Here is an 18,144-nt window from a genome sequence, read left to right on the forward strand (position 1 = left end):
GCGTAAGCTGCTATGAAAATATAAGCATTCGTGTTTATTGCTGAACACCGGATGCACTGATAGTTATTGTTGTCAGTCTCGAGTGAGATCTGCGCTTTTCGTTGCCGCTGCTAGTTCCCGCCGCAAAACAGGGCCGAGCGCGCCGTTATTCGCTCGCCGGTTGACAGCAGTTGAACCAACCAATTGTTCTTTGAGTTGACGAAGACGTTGTTCAGCAGGACGTCGAACTTGTCCCTGGATACGGCCATGGTCTCGCTGTTTAGGTCGGCCAGCGTTCCAGCAAGGTAGTCCGGGAGCCTGACTAGCTCGTCGAAGCGGTGCTTGCCGGTCTTCTCGGGAATCTCAAAGCCAAGAGTGGCCAGAGATGCGCCAAGATTCTGAGCCTCCCGCTGCTCAGGTGTTGCGAACTCGATTGCCTGGGTCAGGTAATACACGTACGCCAAATCAGTTACCACTGCGTCATGGCGCTCAAAGAGTGCATCTCTATCAGAAATCCAACGGATTGCCCTGGCACACACTGCCTGGTTCAGCATGTTGCAGAGGGTCGCCACCATCGCGGCTGTCAGATGAATCTGCCTGGCCAACTTCGCGTTCACGCCCTTGTGACCCAGGTCTCGCTCGAAGGCCTGCAATCGCTTGATGGCGCTCCGGTGAAAGTCGATGTCGCGCGCATCCTGGTAGAGCGAAAGGCGGTCCTCCAAGAAGGATATTGCTCCGGTGGCTAGCGCGCTCATAGCCTCTACGCTCAGGTAGTCGCGCAGAAGCGCATTTTCCCGGCTCATGACGAACGAGACACTAAACGTCACAGGTATCTCGCAGGTCAGGTACTGAACCAGGCCGAGCGGAACCTTGTTCGTGTTCTTCAGATCCTTGGGTGCCGTTTTGGCTATGTACTCACAGATGTTCTCGGCCTTGTCATGCGGGGCGACGACTACAAAGCTGAAAACATCGTTCCCCTTATTGACGTCGCCAATGCAGTAGTCCGAGACCACTGACCAAGGCATGCCAGCTGGATAGCGAGCGAACCACTGCTTCAGCTGCAATCGCGTTGTCGCAGTGGCTTGGACTAGGACGGGAAGCAGGTCAATCATGGCGTGATGGTAGAGACTACCTTCGGTGTGTCACCAACTTTGCTAGCAAGTAGCTGGCGACCGTGCCAACAGACTCAATCGCGGCCTTGGCCTCAGCATCTGTGAGCGTCGGTAGCCATGGTCGCCCATGGCCAGTGCCCTGCTTGTTCCGGACGCGGTTAACACCGAGCGCGGTGGCGAACAGGCCTCGCTCCATAGAGCGGACAGGCGACTCGCCCTGAGTTTCAGGTATCTCCGGTACCGCAAGGTCTAGCGCGATGAACGCCATGCCCAATAAAGCCTGAAAGTTAGCACCCGTGGGATAGCTGCCCCGCATTGTCATGAGCACGTGGGCTGCAGTTGCCCCAAGAAGGTCCTTGCTCGTTCCAGCCACAAGGGCCGCATCCTCTGCGCCTTGTTGTGCTCGCCGTGCGTAGCCCAACAGTGCATCTGTCAGTTCCTGGCCACGAAGAGATGCGAGTACTTTGGGGGCAAGCGTCCCGTCGTCTGCGAGGACAAAGCCAACGCTATCGCAGGCCGACTTGGCGTTCGCGATTGTCTCGGAGCCAACGAAGTTTGGTGCACCAGCGCGGAAGCCGCCACATGCACGAATCTTCCCCAGAAGGCCCATGGCGAACTGGGAGGCGGCGATGGGATTTGCTGTCATTGCCTCGTACAACACAGCCCTGACCCGCTTGGCCTTCCCTATCAGCTGCCCCTGTTGCTTGGGATCGAAACTCGTCAACCCAGAAACATTGACTTGAAATTCGATGTCCGAATGCGACGGCTCTCGATAGCTTCCGTTGTTGCCCGAGTCGTCTACCAACTGGGCAAATGCATGTACAACCGTATCAGTAATAGGAATATTCGGCATATCACAGTATTGGTTCAGCGTAATGTCGGTATGAATGCAATGCTGCTCGGACAGTTTTTTTAAACCGCCTCAAGTCTCTGCACCATATCCGGAAACTGCGCCACCATTCGAATCAACAGTGCCGCCTGCGCATTGGGTTTTGCTCGCCCTTGTTCCCAGTTTTCCAGCGTGCGCGGGTTGGTGCGCAGGTAGCGTGCAAACACCGGGCGTGAGAGGTGCAGTTTTTCGCGGACGTCGAGTACGTCTTGTGGGGACAGCACGGGGGCGGGTTTGCTTTCCGCTTTGAAGGTGCGCAGGGTGACCTTGCCTTCGCGCTGCGATTTCAGCGCGTCCAGCCCTTCGGTCAATTCAGCAAAGATGTCGCGTTTTTTTGTCATGGTCTGCTCCATTATTTGGGGTGACGTTGTTCCAACTCGGTCTTCAACAACTGCTTCAGTATCTTGCGCTGCGCCGGGGTCAAGTCGTCGGCTTCGTCTTTGTCGTACACGGTAAACAGCCAGAACTGGTCGCCACCCAGCCACCAGTAATAAATGACGCGCAAGCCGCCACGTTTACCTTTGCCCCGCCGCGGGTCTGGTTGCCTCAGCTTTCGCAAGCCACCCGTGCCTTCCATGACATCCCCCATTTCGGGATTGGCCATCAACTCCTGCTGCAGCAGGCGGTAGGCATCGTCATCCAGATAGGTTTTGCGGTGCCGCTCGAAAGGCGGAAGCTCAACAAAGGTCGCTTTCATGCGGATAAATTGTACGTTAGTTGCGTATATATGTGTTGCGGTGATTTCTAAGGTTGATTCGTTGCCGCGTACACTCTGCGCCGGCTATTTCGCCGCCTGCTTGTCTGATTCTTTCTCCCCATGGACCTTCTGATTTTTGCCGCGCTGGTGATTGGCGTGTTGGTGCTCAAAACCCGCGACCAGCGCCAGCGCATCGTGTTGCTGGGCAGCCATCTGTCGCGTTACGACATCGAAAAACTCATGGAAGGCCTGACCGAGGGTTACCTGCGCGCGTTGGGCGAAGCCGATGCCGAGCGCCAGGCGCAGGTGTGGAGTTTTCTGGATGCGCAGGAGGTCAAGCTGCGCGACCAGTTCCAGGCCTTTGCGGCCGAGTTTGCGGGCGAGGACGCGGCGCTCACCCGGGTCAGCAAGCTGCCCGTGGCCCTGCCGTTTGCCACCACGCTCCTGCCCGCGGCCACGTTTGACCTGCGCCAGGCCTTTGCAATCCACGCCCAGGCGATTGCCGACGCGGTGGAGAACCGCAACCAGCGCAGCCAAAAGGCCAAGGCGTTTACCTTGTCGGCCGAACTGTTTTTGATGCAACACACCTGCCACTGGTATTGCCGTTCCAAGGCGGTGGCCTCGGCCCGGCTACTGGCGCGGCACAAGACGCCGTATGCCCAGGTGTTGGAGTCGGTGGCGCCCGCCACCCGCACACGGTACGAAGCCCTGCTGCGTGGAAATCTGGGCTAGGGGCCGCTGTTAATCGGGCGGGGGCAACACCTGCGCTGCCAGCACTGGCCAGGCATTGGCCCAGCAACAACTGTGGTCCTGCCCGGGTAACACGCGCAGTTGCGGCCGTTGGCCTGCGGGGTAGCGGTCTACATACGCCTGGGTCAGCGGTGGCGGCACCACGGTGTCCAGCGCGCCCGCCAAGTGAATTTGTGGCACATCGCGCAGCCGTTCCCATTCGTTGGCCGGGTTCAGCGAGCCGGACAAGGGCGTTACCTTGTGCCAGCGTGTCCATGCGGCGTGGTCTAGATTGCCGGCTACGGTGACCAGGCGCAACACGTCCTTGCGCCGTGCCGCCACCAGCGCGGCCACCGCACCTCCGCCCGAGTAACCCACCAGCACCAACTGGCGTGCGCCCACGTCCTGCATCAGCGTGGTCAGCGCCTGGTCGGTGGCCTGTACCACCTCGGGGGCAAAACGGGCGCTGGTCCAAAAACGTGGGTCGCAGTGCTGCGCATCGGCCGCGGCCACGTACTGGCAGGGGCGCGCCAGGTAGGCTGCGGCTGCATTCGGGTGGCGCAACGCCATTTGTAGTGCTACGGGTGTGCGCGGCGTGGGGTCGGCAGAGATCTCGGTCGGGCTGAGCCAGGCCAGACCATCACCTTCGATGTAGACCGTCAGGGTATCGGCGCGTACGCGCTGCTGCGGCACATAGGCGCGCAGTACAAAAGGCGCAGTCACGATACGCTGCGGGTGCCAGCGCGCCTGGGTAGCCAGCGCATCTGCCCGTTGCCAGCGGCTCTCGCCCGACAGCGGGGCGCAGCCGGTGATCCAGCCCGTGAGCGCCAGCACGGCGCACACCAGGCCCGCCCGCAAGCCTTGTTGCCAGTGCGTGCCGGGCGGGTCCATTAGGATGCGCCCCATGCGTTCATTCTTCGTGTTCATGGTGTGTGTAGCCAGTCTGGCATTTTCTCCCGTGGCCCTATGCGAAGATTTCATGGTGTCCCGTGCCGTGCTGGAAGACCCGACTGGCACGCTTTCTGTGGATGCGGCGACCCGCGCAGACTTCCAGCCCGTGGGCCCAATTCTCACCAAAGGGTATACCGACTCTGCGCACTGGCTGCGCCTGGTGGTGCGTGCGCCCACGCAGGGTGACGAGCTGGTGCTGCGCATCCGCCCCACCTTTATTGACACGGTGACGCTGTTTGAGCCTGCCCCAGGCGGCGGCTGGAAGGTGCGCACCACGGGTGACCGTGTGCCGTTCCCGGCGCGGGAGCGCGCGGCCGTGACGTTGGGGTTTACCGTGCACCCCACCGCGCCGCAAACCACCTACTACCTGCGCGTGCAGACCACCAGCGCCACACTGCTCAACGTGGAAGCGCTGCAGCCGCAAGAGGCCGAAGCCCGCGAGCTGCGGCTCAACCTGTTTCAGCTTTCCTACATCGGCTTCATGGTCGGGCTGCTTGCGGTGGTGCTTGTCAACTACCGCACGCAGCGCGACCGGGTGTTGCTGTGGTTCGTGCTGTATTTGGTGGCCTATGTGCCCTACAACCTGACCCTGCTGGGCTACGTGGCGCTGCTGTGGCCCACGGCACCTCCGGGTGCGCTGGACGGCATCACCTCCGGGCTGCTGTGTGGCATGGCGTTCATCAGCCTGCGGGTCAACCGGGCCGTGCTGGCGCTGTTTGATCCGCCGCGCCTGGCCCTGCGTGCGCTCGACCTGCTGGCGCTGGTGTTTCCGCTGGCGCTGGCGGTCATGGCCAGTGGCCAGGTGCGTGCCGGGCTGCAGATCAATGCACTGGGTGTGCTGGCCGCCGCGCCCTTGCTGGTGGTGGTGGCGCTGCTGGCGCGCCGCGATGCCCCACCCGGGCGACGTGTGTTGCGCACCATGTACCTGCTCTACGCGCTGTCGTTGTTGTTGTCCATGCTGGCGCTGCTGGGCTGGGTGCAGGCGATTGAGTGGAATCTGCAGGCCACGCTGTTGCATGGCTTGGTGGCGGTGTGCCTGATGTTTGTGCTGTTGCAGTTGCGCTCGCGCCAGTTGCAGCGCGAGGGCGCGCTTGTCAAGCTGGATCTGGTGCGGGTGGAGCAGACCCTGCGCACCGAGCAGGGTCTGCGTGAGCAGCAAAACCGTTTCATGGCCATGCTCAACCACGAGCTCAAGACACCGCTGTCCGTCATACGCATGACGCTGGGCCTGCCCGACATCAGCCCAGCCGACCGGCAGGGCGCGCAGCGCTCGGTGATGGACATCGACGCGATTGTGGAGCGTAGCCTGCAGGCCGACCGCCTGGAGCAGGGCCAGCTCACACCCCAACGCCAGCCTTGCCAGGTGGATGCCTTGCTGGACGAGCTGCAACTGGCCAGCCAGGCGCCGCAGCGCTTGCGCATCACTTGCCAGGCCCTGCCCCTGGTGCAGACCGACTACCCGCTGCTGCGCATGGCGCTGGGCAACCTGCTGGACAACGCCCTCAAATACGCCGCGCCGCACAGCACGGTGCGGGTCACCGCGCAGCCGCAGACGCATGGAGGGCGGGCCGGTGTGGGCGTGTGTGTGGCCAACGCGTCGGGCGCGGCCGGCATGCCCGATGCCACCCGTGTGTTTGCCAAGTACTACCGCAGTGCCGGTGCCTACAGCCAGACCGGCTCCGGCCTGGGGCTGTACCTGGTGTTCGGCATGCTGCAGCTGCTTGGCGGCTGGGTGCGTTATGCGCCCGTTAACGATGAGGTTCGTTTCGAAGTATGGATACCCGTTTGAACATTGTTGTGGTGGAAGACCACGATGCCCTGCGCGAGATCACCGTCAAGTCGCTGCGCGGCATGGGCCACGACGTGCGCGGTGCCGACAGCGCCGAAGCCCTGGTAGACGAGATTGGCGTGCGCCCCATTGACCTCTTGGTGCTGGACCTGAACCTGCCCGGCGAAAACGGCATCAGCCTGGCTCGGCGTTTTCGTGCGGCGCAGCCCCACGTGGGCATCATCATGCTTACCGCACGCAACCAGATCACCGACAAGCTGGCCGGTTACGACAGCGGGGCCGATATCTACCTCACCAAACCCACGTCGGTGGAAGAGCTGGGTGCCGCCGTGTTGGCCCTGGCCCGGCGCATCAAACACCCCAAACCCGACATGGCAGACCTGCTGCTGGACCAGGCCGCGCTGACGCTGCGGGGCGCTCAGCAGGTGGTGGGTCTGTCGGCGCTGGAGGCGGGACTGCTGGCCGCCTTTACCCGCGCGCCCGAGCAGCGGCTGGACCATTGGCAACTGATGGCCATGTCCGAAGATCTGAAGAAAAACACCCTGGAAGCGCAGATCACCCGCCTGCGCAAAAAGCTGGTGCAGGCTGGAGCCGGGGAACATCCCGTCAAGGCCATTCGCAGCCAGGGCTACCAGCTCTGCGTGCGGTTGGTGGCCATTTAGCGCTCTAGCTACCGTCAGTTGTGCGCGAGAAGCTATCAAAAAAATAGCAACGAGGCGCACGTCAGGATTCGTCAGTTTCAATCTTCGGTGTTTCGTACCGTGTCTGCTCCAGTTAACTAGCGTTGGATGCAGCACATGACAAAATACACATCTCCCCATTGGCGTCGCAACCCCACCCCCGTCGCCTGGGCGGCGGCTTTGCTTATGTCGGGTGTTGCGCCTGCTGTTATGGCGGCAGATGTCTGCACGACAGCGTCGACCACCATCAGCGCGACGCAGGTGGGTACGGATAACTGCTCACTCGAAACTAACGGTGATAGTGTCACGACTACTTCGACCGGGAACATTACGTCAACTGTCGTTGGCTCCAATGGAGTCAACGTCACGGCAACTGGCGTCACCATTACAAACGCAGGCACCCTTAAGTCGACGGCTGGTTTTAGGGGCGGCATCGCTTTGACCAATGTGGCCAGTGTTTCTAGCCTCAACAACCAGGCGGGCGCGATGATTGAGGGGAGTGGTGGGACTAGTTATGGCATCTCCAATGAAGGCACGATCACGACACTCACCAATGCCGGTTCGATTAGCGGAACTAGGAGAGGCATTCATAACTACGGAACGATCACGACGCTTACGAATATGGGGGCTATCTCTGGAGGTTCCGGCATCTGGAATGTCGGCACCATTACTACGCTGAACAACAGGCAAGTCGGTTTGAAATACGAGGGCAGTGCGCCCGTTACTTACAACATCTACATCGTCAATACGACCACATTCGGAACGCTCGAATTGGTCAACAACACCGCATGGGATTTCAGTACGATCAATTACGGTATCGCTACCGGGTCTGCTGTGACTGCCAGTACCACCTACCAGGATGTCATCATCAAGTCCGGTGGCTCGACGTTTAACAACACGACGGACAAAACGGGAACCTTCGTATCCGGTGGGCTTACCTATAGCTGGACGCTGCACTATGACGGCGCAGCATGGGATCTGGCGGTCGGAAATGGAGTTGTCGCCCCCACGGTGACCTACGCCAGCGCAACCACCGCACTGGCCAACACCCCCGCTGGCGGAGCCGCTGCGGTACTGGACGCCAATACCAACATCAATGCGCTGTTCACCGGCATCAGCACCACACAGCAGTATTCCGATGCCGCCTCGCAGAGCTTGCCCTTGCTGACCGGTGGCTCCACGGCCGCTGCCCAAACCATCCTGTTTGGCATGAACCAGACCGTGCAGTCGCGCATCGCCGCCACCAGCGGCCTGTCTTCGGGTGATGAGTTCAGCAACCAAAACTTCTGGATCAAACCGTTTGGTTCCTACGCCAAGCAGGGTGATCTGGGCGGTGTCTCCGGCTTTAAGGCCACGACCGGCGGTGTGGCCTTGGGCGTGGACGGCAGCATTTCGCCCCAGTGGCGCGTAGGCGGTGCCTTTGCCACGGCGCACAGCAAGGTGGACGGCAACTCCGCCGCAGCCCCCCAGACCCTGAACGTAGACGCTTACCAGTTCATTGGCTACGGCACCTACAGCCTGGACGAACGCACCGCGGTCAGCGTGCAGATGGACATCGGCCAAAACAACAATACCGCCAGCCGCGACATTCCGCTGGCGTCCCGCGTGGCACAGGCCAGCTACACCAGCCAGACGGTGCATGCGGGTGTGCGCGGCAGCCGTGCGTATGCGATGAATCCACAAACCACAGTCGTGCCGTCCATCCGTGCGGATTACACCTGGATCAAGGACAGCAGCTACACCGAGACCGGTGCAGGGCTGCTGAATCTGGCGGTAGACGGCCGCTCTACCGATGCGCTGGTGTTGGGGGCCGATGTGGCCGTTGACCACAAGCTCAGCACACGCACGAGCCTGGTGGCCAGCGCAGGGTTGGGTTACGACACCATCAACAAGCGCAGCAGCATCACCGCCGCCTTCGCCGGCGCACCGGGCGCCGCGTTTACGACCAACGGCATGGCGCAAAACCCGTGGCTCGCACAGGTGGGCGCGGGCGTGGTCTACAAGGACGGCCGTGGTTTTGAAGTCACGGGCCGCTACGACGCGGAGCAGCGTGAGCAGTTCCTCAACCAGACCTTGTCGACCAAGCTGCTCTGGGCGTTTTGACCCGGGTCGGCAACCAGACCATGCCAGCCAAGGTGCGCTGGCGGTGCAGAGGTTTAAACCACCAGTTTAAAAGCGTTTTAGGCCCCTAGCCCTTGCGGATACTGCGCAAGCAGCTATGAAAATAGGAGTATTTGAATGCTTTGGGGGGGCTGGCCTGGCGGCTACACTCCCCACCATGGCACTGCTAGCCCACCCCGCCCCCCAAGCTGGTTTTGAAGCACCGTTTGAGATGCTGCAGGCCTGCCACGAACGGGTGCAGCGCAGCCTGGCGCTGATGGCGCGTCTGCAGCAGCACCTGCAGGATGTGGGCTGCGACGACAACGCCCGCCAGGCCGCCCGCGATGTGCTGCGTTACTTCGACGTGGCCGCGCCGCTGCACCACCAGGACGAGGAGCTGCATGTGTTCCCGCCCCTGTTGCTGGGGGCCGATGCCGCCCTGCGCAGCCTGGTGCGCCAGCTCATGCAAGACCACCGCGCCATGGAAGCCGGCTGGGTGCAGGCCCGCGCCGTGCTGCAGGCCGTTGCCGACGACACCACGGGCACACGCACCCTGGATGCCACCGAAATCGCCCAGCTGGACCAGTTCTCCGCCCTGTATGGGCAACACATCCTGCATGAAGAAGGGCTGGCCTACCCGGCAGCGCAGGCAGCCCTGTCGGGCGCCGCCGTGCGGGCTATGGCCGAGGACATGATGGTGCGCCGCGGCGTGCGGCCAACGCTGCCGCCTGCGTAATCCATGCATTCCGCGCATAATCGCGCCCCATGGAAACCAAATGGCTTGAAGACTTTGTGTCTCTGGCTGAGACCCGCAGTTTCAGCCGCTCCGCGCAATTGCGCCACGTTACCCAGCCCGCGTTCTCGCGGCGCATCCAGTCGCTGGAGGCTTGGGCGGGCACCGATCTGGTGGACCGCAGCAGCTACCCCACGCGCCTGACCCCGGCGGGTGAAACCCTTTACGACCAGTCGCTGGAAGTGCTGCAGGCCCTGCAAAGCACCCGCGCCATGCTGCGTGGCCACACCACTGCCGCGCAGGACGTGGTGGAGTTTGCTGTGCCGCACACACTGGCCTTCACCTTCTTCCCGGCCTGGGTGTCCGAGCTGCGCGAGAAGTTTGGCCCGCTCAAGAGCCGGCTCATCGCCCTCAATGTGCACGACGCCGTGATGCGCCTGGTGGAAGGCAGCTGCGACCTGCTCATCGCCTACCACCACCCCTCGCAGCCCTACCAGCTAGATGCCGACCGCTACGAGATGGTGAGCCTGGGCGAAGAGGTGCTGGCGCCGTATTCCAAACCCGACGCCGATGGCAGCCCGCTGTTCACCCTGCCTGGCAAGGTGGGGCAGCCGCTGCCTTACCTGGGCTACGCGCCCGGCGCCTACCTGGGGCAGATGGTGGAGCTGATCCTCAAACAAGCCGACGTGGCCATCCACTTCGACCGGGTGTACGAGACCGACATGGCCGAGGGCCTGAAGGCGATGGCGCTGGAAGGCCACGGCGTGGCGTTCCTGCCCCATAGCGCGGTCAAGAAAGACTTGCGTGCCAAGAAGCTGGTGAGCGCCTTGCCTGCCCACATGAAGGGTCTGCAAATCACCATGGAGGTGCGCGCCTACCGTGAGCGCATCTCCAGCCGCGAGGCCGCCCGCGGCCTGAGCGCGGCCCAGCGCGCCCAGACCCGGACACCCAAGGGCTCGGCCCAGGCGCTGTGGGACTATTTGCTGACCCAAGGCACCGCGGCATAGAAGTTGCATTCCGTTTTTGCATGCCGCGCCAAGCAATCGGCATTGGCAGCGGGACTAGGGGCTGGCTAGAGTCGCCAGCTTCGGGCAACCTTGGTCGTTGGAGTCTGTATGCAAAAAAATGTGTGGCGCCTGCTGGGCGTGGTGGGTCTGGCCGTCCTGGCCTCTGGCGCAGGCCGCGCGGGTGTGCTGGAGCGTGTTGCTGCGGGTGGGGCCCTGGTGGTGGCGCACCGCGAGTCGTCCATTCCCTTTTCCTACCTGGACGGCAAAAAAGAGGCCGTGGGCTACGCGGTAGACCTGTGCCTCAAGCTGGCCGAGGCGGTGCGCAAGAAAACCGGCGCCAAAAATATGCCGGTGGAGTTTTTGCAGGTGACACCGGCCAACCGCATTGCCATGGTCGAAACCGGCAAGGCCGACCTGGAGTGCGGCTCCACCACCAACAACGCCGAACGGCGCCAAAAGGTCGCTTTCACCATTCCCCACTTCATCACCGGCGCGCGCATGCTGGTGCGTGCCGAGAGCCGGGTCGACCGCATTGAAGACCTGTATGGCAAAAGGCTGGTGTCCACCAAGGGCACCACACCGCTGAAGGCGGCCGACCAGGCCAACCGTGAGCGCCTGTTGCACATCACTATCCTGGAAGCCCCCGACCACGCCAAGGCGGTGGAAATGGTGGAAAAAGGCGAGGCTGATGCCTTTGTGATGGACGACGTGTTGCTGTATGGCCTGGCCGCCAACCGCGCCAAGCCCGAGGCCCTGAAAGTGGTGGGCAAGTTCCTCACCACCGAGCCGCTGGCCATCATGCTGCCCAAAAACGACCCCGAGTTCAAAAAACTCATCGACGAGGAAATGCGCCGCCTGATCGTGAGCAAAGAGATTCAGCCGATTTACGACAAGTGGTTTTTGAAACCCATTCCGCCCAACGACAAAGCGCTGAACCTGCCCGTGAGTTACCTGCTCAAGGACTTCTGGAAGTACCCCAGCGACTTTGTGCCGTTCTGATGCGCCGGAGGGGCTGGCGGGTTTTGGGACAATAGTGCCCATGACGCACGCCCCCAACACCCTCACCATCACCCGCCCCGACGACTGGCACCTGCATGTGCGCGACGGTGCCGCCCTGCACACCGTGGTGCCGCACACCGCCGCCCAGTTCGGCCGCGCCATCATCATGCCCAACCTGAAGCCGCCGGTGACCACCGCGGAGCAGGCGCTAGCCTACAAGGCGCGCATCCAGGCCGCGGTGCCCGCAGGCATGGCCTTTGAGCCACTGATGACGCTGTACCTGACCGACAACCTGCCCGCCGACGAAATCGCGCGCGCCAAAGACGCCGGTGTGGTGGCTGCCAAGCTCTACCCTGCAGGTGCCACCACTAATAGTGATGCTGGCGTGACCGACCTGCGCAAGACCTACAAGACCTTGGAGGCCATGCAAAAAGCGGGCTTGCTGCTGCTGGTGCACGGCGAAGTGACCAGCAGCGACATCGACCTGTTCGACCGCGAGGCCGTGTTCATCGACACGCAGCTCATTCCACTGCGCCGCGACTTTCCTGAGCTGAAGATCGTGTTCGAGCACATCACCACCCAAGAAGCCGCGCAGTACGTGGCCGACAGTGACCGCTTCACCGCGGCCAGCATCACCGCCCACCACCTGCTCTACAACCGCAACGCCATCTTCACCGGCGGCATTCGCCCGCACTACTACTGCCTGCCGGTGCTCAAGCGCGAAACGCACCGCCAGGCGCTGGTACAAGCCGCCACCGGTGGCAGCAATAAATTCTTCCTGGGCACCGACAGTGCACCGCACCCTGCGCATCTGAAAGAACACGCCTCGGGTTGCGCCGGCTGCTACACCGCCCACGCCGCCATGGAGCTGTACGCCCAGGCGTTTGACGCGGCGGGGGCCTTGGACAAGCTCGAAGGTTTTGCCAGCTTCCATGGCGCGGACTTTTACAGCCTGCCGCGCAACACCGGCACCCTCACGCTCAAGCGCGAAAGCTGGACGCCCCCTGAGAGTTTTGCGTTTGGCGAAACCTCCCTCAAACCCCTGGCCGCGGGCGAAGCATTGCAGTGGCGCATGGTTTAGAGGCCATTGACTGGTCTGCGCCGTGGCTGGCACCCTGGCGCGCGGTGGGCGAGGGGCTGGCGGCCCAGGTGAATGACGGCCTGTCAGTGGCGCAGGCCCTCAATGCGACCCAGCGTGCCCCGGTGCAGTTTGTGCCGCAGGCCGAGTTGCCCGAGGGCATGGCCTACGAGCAGTACATCTTTGACACTGGCCGCGTGCCCACGCGCGACGGCCTGCACGACTTCTTCAACGGCCTATGCTGGCTGCACTTTCCCTTGGCCAAGCGCAAGCTGAACCAGTTGCAGGCCGAGCAGATCGCGCAGACTGGCATCCAGCCGGTGCGCGGCCCGGCGCGTGATGCACTCACGGTGTTTGACGAAAACGCCGCCTTGCTGGTGGCCCCCGAGCCGCTGTGGCTGGCCCTGCAGGCCAAGGACTGGGATGCACTGTTTGGCCGATTGCGCCCGCTCTGGGCCCAGGCCTCGCTGGTGTTGTTTGGCCACGCGCTGCTGGAAAAGCTGGTTTACCCAAGAAAACCGATCACAGCCCATGTATTCATTGCGCAAGCAGCTATCGAATCCATAGCGGATCTGGACGCCTGGTTGGCCCAAACCCTGTCGGCGCCGCTCTTGGCCAGCAAGCCGTTTGCACATTTGCCGGTGCTGGGCGTCCCGGGCTGGTGGCCCGACAACGCAATGCCCGAGTTTTATGCCGACCCCAGCGTATTCCGGGCGCCACGCCCACCCGCTCCTGAGTCTGGGGGGGCAGCGACCCGCAGAGCGGCGGAGCGTGGGGGCTAAGCTTTCAGGCCTTGAGCTTGAGCAAGTGGACCATGACGCGGGCGGTGGTCAAGTCCAGGTCGATCAGGTTAATCAGGTCTTTGCCTGCCATCCACGAGGCATCCCAGTGGTTTTGCTTGAGGGTGGCTTTCCAGGTGTCGTGTTGGGTGGCCAGGCGCACCGCCTCCAGCATCTCGGCCTGGCGGCCTGCGGGCACGTTTTTGCCGGTGAACACGGCCCGCCAGTTGGACATTTCGGCCTGCACCCCCTGCTCGCGGATGGCAGGAATACCAAACGAGGGTTTGCGCGAAGACACACCAATGGCGCGCAGCTGGCCGCCAGCCAGTTGGGCGCTGAATTCGCTGTAACCCGAGATCCCCACAGCCGCTTTGCCCGACAGCACGGCAGACACCACGTCCACCCCGCTGGCAAAGGGCTGGTAGTTCAGGTCTTCCGGGTTGGCCCCGGCTGCCCGCGCAAACACGCCGGCAAAAATATGGTCCACGCCACCGGCCGAGCCACCGGCTACCGGCACGCCCTTGAGGTTGGCTTTCATGCTGGCCGTGAGGTCGGCCACGCTTTTGATGGGCGAGTTGGCCGCCACCACCATGACCAGGTAGTCGCTGGTCAGGCGTGCCACGGGGTGGATAGCCGTCAGGTCCACCGCCGGCTTCTGCAAGGCCACGGCGCCCACCATGACGGTGCCGCCCATCAGCAGCGTGTTGGCATCGGCGTTGTATTTTTCTGCGTAGTGGGCCAGGCCCAGCGTGCCGCCTTTGCCGCCCTTGTTTTCGTATTCCACTTCGTCAATCACGCCAGCAGAGATCATGGCGGTGCCCAGGGCGCGGCCAGTCTGGTCCCAGCCGCCGCCCGGGTTGGCGGGGATGACGATGCGCAGTTTGGCCGCCAGCTTGTTGGCCGCCTTGGGTTTGCCAGGTGCGGCCGGTTTGGCGGTTTGGCTCCAGCTGGGCAGCACCGCACCAGAGAGGGCAGCGGCAGTCAGTCCGGTGATGATGCGACGGCGTTGGAATTGGGTCATGGTGTGACGCGGTATGGGCGCGCTTGGAAGCAAGGGAAGGGGCACATCTTAGGTGCGTTTGGTGACGCTTCACCCGCGCATCGACGTTGGGGACGCCAAAAGTCCATAAACTTCGTGGGCCCAAGGCCCCGCAAAAGCTTGAATTCAGCGCGGGCGCCCCTACCATCCGTGTCAACGACGGGAACACCGTCGCTTTCCGAAAGAAGAACCATGAAACGTATTGTCTTGTTTGTATTGACCAACCTCGCCGTGGTGCTGGTGTTGGGCGTGGTGGCCAGCCTGTTGGGGGTCAACCGCTTTTTGACCGCCAATGGCCTGAATCTGGGCGCCCTGCTGGGCTTCGCTCTGGTCATGGGTTTTGGTGGCGCCATCATTTCGCTCTTGATCAGCAAACCCATGGCCAAGTGGACCTCGGGTGTGCGTGTGATCGACCAGCCGCAAAACATGGACGAAGCCTGGATTGTGGACACCGTGCGCAAGTTCGCCGACAAGGCTGGCATTGGCATGCCCGAAGTCGGCATTTTTGACGGCGCGCCCAACGCCTTTGCCACCGGTGCCTTCAAAAACTCGGCCTTGGTGGCCGTGAGCACCGGCCTGCTGCAAGGCATGACCCGCGAAGAAATCGAGGCCGTGATTGGCCACGAGGTGGCCCACATCGCCAACGGCGACATGGTCACTATGACGCTGATCCAGGGCGTGATGAATACCTTTGTGGTGTTCCTGAGCCGCGTGATCGGTTACGCGGTGGACAGCTTTCTGCGCAAGGGTGACGACCGCAGCTCCGGCCCCGGCATTGGTTACTACATCACCACCATCGTGCTGGACATCGTGCTCGGTTTTGCCGCTGCCATCGTGGTGGCCTGGTTCAGCCGCCAGCGCGAGTTCCGCGCCGACGCGGGTGCCGCACAGTTGATGGGCCGCAAGCAACCCATGATGAACGCGCTGGCCCGCCTGGGCGGCATGACCCCCGGCGAGCTGCCCAAGAGCGTGGCGGCCATGGGCATTGCTGGCGGCATTGGCCAGCTGTTCTCCACCCATCCGCCGATTGAAGAGCGCATTGCCGCGCTGCAAAACGCGCAAGGCTAAGCCGCCGCCCTATGTCGATTGCGCACATCGCCCCCCGCAGCCGCAGCGTATTGCGCTTGCACGGCTGGCTCCTCATGGCTTGGGCGGCCAGCGTGGGCTTTGTCACCAGTGCCTTGTTGTTGCATGCCGGTGCCGTGCACTCCCTGGCGCTGCGCTACACGCTGGGTGCGGGGGCGGTGTACTTCGTAGGCTTTGTGCTGGGCGGCTGGTGGTACGCCAAATGGTGGAATGCCCGGCGCGGCCTGGTCGCAGACATGCCGGAGCATGCCAGCACCGCGGAGGTGCTGGAATACCAACAAGCGGAAGAGGCCGCGCGCAAGAAGTTCGAATGGTTCGACGGGTTGGGCGATTTTGGATCGCTGGGTGACGATCCCCTCAGTGCACTGCTGGCGGTGTTCATGCTGCTCGGTGTGGTGGTGGTCCTCGCGCTATTGATGGGTTACTTGCCCGTCCTTGCAACCGATGCCTTCGCCAGCTTCCTTGCCGAGGTCATTCTGGAGTTTGTGATCGGTGCTGTCATCGCGCGGCGGGTGCTCAAGCCCCGCGTACTGGAGGATTACTGGGGCATCACGCTGCGAAAAACTTGGCTTGTTGGTCTGCTCATGATGGTGGTGTGCGGTGGCGTGGGATACGGCATCCAGCGCATGAACCCGGAGGCGCTCACCCTGTTCCAGCTGTTTCGTTAAACGGACTGTTTGAGCCAGTCCAACGCCAGGGCCTCCGCCACCTTGATGCCATCCACCCCGGCGGACAGAATGCCGCCTGCGTAGCTGGCGCCTTCTCCCGCCGGGTACAGGCCGCGCACATTGGTGCTTTGCAGGTCGTCCCCACGCGGCATCTTGATGGGGCTGGAGGTGCGGGTTTCCACACCGGTCAACACTGCATCGGCCATGTCAAAGCCTTTGATCTTCTTGCCAAAGGCGGGCAGCGCCTCCCGCAGCGCGGCAATCGCGTAGCCAGGCAGGCTGGGCGCCAGGTCGCCCAGCTTCACGCCGGGTTTGTACGACGGGGTGACGCTGCCAAATTCTGTGGAGGGTTTGGCGGCAATGAAGTCGCCCACCAGTTGGCCCGGCGCCTCGTAGGTGCCACCGCCCAGCGTGTAAGCGCCACTCTCCAGCTGGCGCTGAAACGCAATGCCTGACATGGGGTGCGCGGCTTTCGGGTCCTTCGCTTTCATCGCCGCCGCCTCGGCCGCGTAGCGCTGGCCTTTGTCGTCACCAAAGGCGTGCACAAAGGCGGCCACGTCATCCGGGTAGTCGGGTGGGTCGATGCCCACCACCATGCCGGCGTTGGCATTGCGTTCGTTGCGTGAGTACTGGCTCATGCCGTTGGTGACCACACGGCCCGGCTCGCTGGTGGCGGCCACCACGGTGCCACCAGGGCACATGCAGAAGCTGTAGACCGCACGCCCATTGGCCGCGTGGTGTACCAGCTTGTAGTCGGCCGCGCCCAGCAGCGGGTGGCCCGCGTGGCGGCCCCAGCGTGCGCGGTCGATCACGCCCTGCGGGTGCTCGATGCGAAAGCCCACCGAGAAGGGCTTGGCATGCATGGCCACGCCGCGCTCGTAGAGCATGGCAAAGGTGTCGCGCGAACTGTGGCCCAGCGCCATGACCACGTGGCTGGCAGGCAGCTTGTAGCGGCTGCCATTTTGAAGGTTTTCGACCTCTAGCCCGCGTAGAGATTGCGCAGACAGCTCCTGATTTAATAGCACATCGCTCACGCGTTGCTCAAAGCGAATTTCGCCGCCTAGCGCGATGATCTGCTCGCGGATGCCTTCCACCACCTTCACCAGCTTGAAGGTGCCGATGTGGGGGTGCGCTTCGTACAGGATCTCGGCCGGCGCGCCGTGTTGCACAAATTCGTGCATCACCTTGCGGCCCAGAAAGCGCGGGTCCTTGATCTGGCTGTAGAGCTTGCCGTCCGAAAACGTGCCCGCCCCGCCTTCACCAAACTGCACGTTGCTCTCGGGGTTCAGCGTCTTTTTGCGCCACAGGCCCCAGGTGTCCTTGGTGCGTTCGCGCACCGGTTTGCCACGCTCCAGCACGATGGGCTTGAACCCCATCTGCGCCAGCACCAGCGCCGCAAACATACCGCAGGGCCCAAAACCCACCACCACGGGGCGCTCTGGCAGTGCGGCCGGCGCCTGGGCGACAAAGCGGTAGGCCATGTCGGGCGTGGCGCCGATGTGCGGATGGTTCGGGAACTGGGCCAACACCGGGGCCACGAGGGCCGGGTCAACCAGCGTGATGTCCACGATGTAGACGGCCAGCAAATCCGCCTTGCGCGCATCAAAGCTGCGTTTGAACACCTGCAGGTCGGCGATAGCCGCCACGTCTATGCCCAGCGCTTGGGCGCATAGGCGTTTCAGCGCGTCCATCGGGTGCGCCACGGGCGCACGGTCGGCCTCGGTCTCGGTGGGGGCGTCAGCGGCGCGACGCGCCTCCACGGGCAGGGCGGAGAGGGGGAGTTTGAGTTCGGTGAGGCGGATCATGCTGGGGCTCGTGGTTATCAAGCA

18 protein-coding genes are annotated in these 18,144 nt (G+C 62.8%); 11 read left to right on the forward strand and 7 right to left on the reverse strand.

All coding sequences use genetic code 11. The annotated features are described in order from the left end of the window. Positions 1-110: 110 nt before the first annotated feature. Genes C5F53_RS14270 through C5F53_RS14285 form a run of 4 tightly spaced genes read right to left on the reverse strand, consistent with a single transcriptional unit; the run spans position 111 to position 2,677 of the window. The gene (locus tag C5F53_RS14270; protein ID WP_105262059.1) at positions 111-1,091 is read right to left on the reverse strand and encodes a hypothetical protein; all 981 of its coding nucleotides are present in this window, start codon (positions 1,089-1,091) and stop codon (positions 111-113) included. Positions 1,092-1,107: 16 nt separating this feature from the next. Beyond that, entirely contained in the window at positions 1,108-1,944 is an 837-nt protein-coding gene (locus C5F53_RS14275; protein ID WP_105262060.1) for an abortive infection family protein, read from the reverse strand. Between the two features lie 59 nt (positions 1,945-2,003). Further along, positions 2,004-2,333, reverse strand: a complete 330-nt coding sequence (locus C5F53_RS14280) for a DNA-binding transcriptional regulator (RefSeq protein WP_236635377.1) — start codon at positions 2,331-2,333, stop codon at positions 2,004-2,006. Beyond that, entirely contained in the window at positions 2,333-2,677 is a 345-nt protein-coding gene (locus C5F53_RS14285; RefSeq protein WP_105262061.1) for a toxin, read from the reverse strand. The genes C5F53_RS14280 and C5F53_RS14285 overlap by 1 nt, the downstream gene beginning before the upstream one ends. A gap of 120 nt (positions 2,678-2,797) precedes the next feature. Between C5F53_RS14285 and C5F53_RS14290 the strand changes: the two genes are divergently transcribed. Next, positions 2,798-3,409, forward strand: coding sequence for a hypothetical protein (locus C5F53_RS14290; protein WP_105262062.1), 612 nt, complete (start codon positions 2,798-2,800; stop codon positions 3,407-3,409). Between the two features lie 9 nt (positions 3,410-3,418). Here C5F53_RS14290 and C5F53_RS14295 read toward each other — a convergent pair whose 3' ends face one another. Next, positions 3,419-4,333, reverse strand: a complete 915-nt coding sequence (locus C5F53_RS14295; protein ID WP_201740860.1) for an alpha/beta hydrolase — start codon at positions 4,331-4,333, stop codon at positions 3,419-3,421. On the opposite strand from C5F53_RS14295, the gene C5F53_RS14300 reads away from it, so the two are divergent. The 8 genes from C5F53_RS14300 (at position 4,311) to C5F53_RS14335 (ending at position 13,525) form a co-directional block, all read left to right on the forward strand. After that, positions 4,311-6,146, forward strand: a complete 1,836-nt coding sequence (locus C5F53_RS14300; protein ID WP_161499943.1) for a 7TM-DISM domain-containing protein — start codon at positions 4,311-4,313, stop codon at positions 6,144-6,146. The two genes, C5F53_RS14295 and C5F53_RS14300, sit on opposite strands and share 23 nt — an antisense overlap. Next, the gene (locus tag C5F53_RS14305) at positions 6,143-6,808 is read left to right on the forward strand and encodes a response regulator transcription factor (protein WP_201740861.1); all 666 of its coding nucleotides are present in this window, start codon (positions 6,143-6,145) and stop codon (positions 6,806-6,808) included. Before C5F53_RS14300 ends, C5F53_RS14305 begins: the two co-directional genes overlap by 4 nt. A gap of 639 nt (positions 6,809-7,447) precedes the next feature. After that, positions 7,448-8,929 (forward strand): autotransporter outer membrane beta-barrel domain-containing protein, encoded by a 1,482-nt coding sequence (locus tag C5F53_RS14310; RefSeq protein WP_161499944.1) that lies wholly within the window; start codon positions 7,448-7,450, stop codon positions 8,927-8,929. A gap of 175 nt (positions 8,930-9,104) precedes the next feature. Continuing rightward, a complete protein-coding gene (locus C5F53_RS14315) occupies positions 9,105-9,662 on the forward strand; it encodes a hemerythrin domain-containing protein (protein WP_236635378.1) in 558 nt (185 codons plus the stop codon). Positions 9,663-9,691: 29 nt separating this feature from the next. Then, the gene (locus C5F53_RS14320; protein WP_105262066.1) at positions 9,692-10,666 is read left to right on the forward strand and encodes a LysR substrate-binding domain-containing protein; all 975 of its coding nucleotides are present in this window, start codon (positions 9,692-9,694) and stop codon (positions 10,664-10,666) included. A 108-nt stretch (positions 10,667-10,774) separates the two neighbouring features. Beyond that, positions 10,775-11,665: an amino acid ABC transporter substrate-binding protein gene (locus C5F53_RS14325; RefSeq protein ID WP_105262067.1), complete on the forward strand. Its 891-nt coding sequence runs from the start codon at positions 10,775-10,777 to the stop codon at positions 11,663-11,665. 40 nt (positions 11,666-11,705) lie between these two features. After that, positions 11,706-12,746, forward strand: coding sequence for a dihydroorotase (gene pyrC / locus C5F53_RS14330; RefSeq protein WP_105262068.1), 1,041 nt, complete (start codon positions 11,706-11,708; stop codon positions 12,744-12,746). Next, entirely contained in the window at positions 12,731-13,525 is a 795-nt protein-coding gene (locus C5F53_RS14335) for a DUF3025 domain-containing protein (RefSeq protein ID WP_236635379.1), read from the forward strand. Before pyrC ends, C5F53_RS14335 begins: the two co-directional genes overlap by 16 nt. A 4-nt stretch (positions 13,526-13,529) precedes the next feature. Here C5F53_RS14335 and C5F53_RS14340 read toward each other — a convergent pair whose 3' ends face one another. Next, the gene (locus C5F53_RS14340) at positions 13,530-14,543 is read right to left on the reverse strand and encodes a tripartite tricarboxylate transporter substrate binding protein (protein ID WP_105262069.1); all 1,014 of its coding nucleotides are present in this window, start codon (positions 14,541-14,543) and stop codon (positions 13,530-13,532) included. Positions 14,544-14,753: 210 nt separating this feature from the next. Between C5F53_RS14340 and htpX the strand changes: the two genes are divergently transcribed. Further along, positions 14,754-15,629, forward strand: coding sequence for a protease HtpX (gene htpX / locus C5F53_RS14345; RefSeq protein WP_105262070.1), 876 nt, complete (start codon positions 14,754-14,756; stop codon positions 15,627-15,629). 11 nt (positions 15,630-15,640) lie between these two features. Next, on the forward strand, positions 15,641-16,315 hold the full coding sequence (locus tag C5F53_RS14350) for a hypothetical protein (protein ID WP_105262071.1): 675 nt from the start codon (positions 15,641-15,643) through the stop codon (positions 16,313-16,315). On the opposite strand, the gene C5F53_RS14355 is transcribed toward C5F53_RS14350, so the two are convergent. Continuing rightward, positions 16,312-18,120 carry an NAD(P)/FAD-dependent oxidoreductase gene (locus C5F53_RS14355; protein ID WP_105262072.1) on the reverse strand — a complete coding sequence of 603 codons (1,809 nt, stop codon included), beginning with the start codon at positions 18,118-18,120 and terminating at the stop codon, positions 16,312-16,314. The two genes, C5F53_RS14350 and C5F53_RS14355, sit on opposite strands and share 4 nt — an antisense overlap. Positions 18,121-18,144 lie beyond the last annotated feature (24 nt).

This window comes from Rhodoferax sp. TS-BS-61-7, assembly GCF_002943465.1.
Taxonomy (GTDB): Bacteria; Pseudomonadota; Gammaproteobacteria; order Burkholderiales; family Burkholderiaceae_C; genus Allorhodoferax.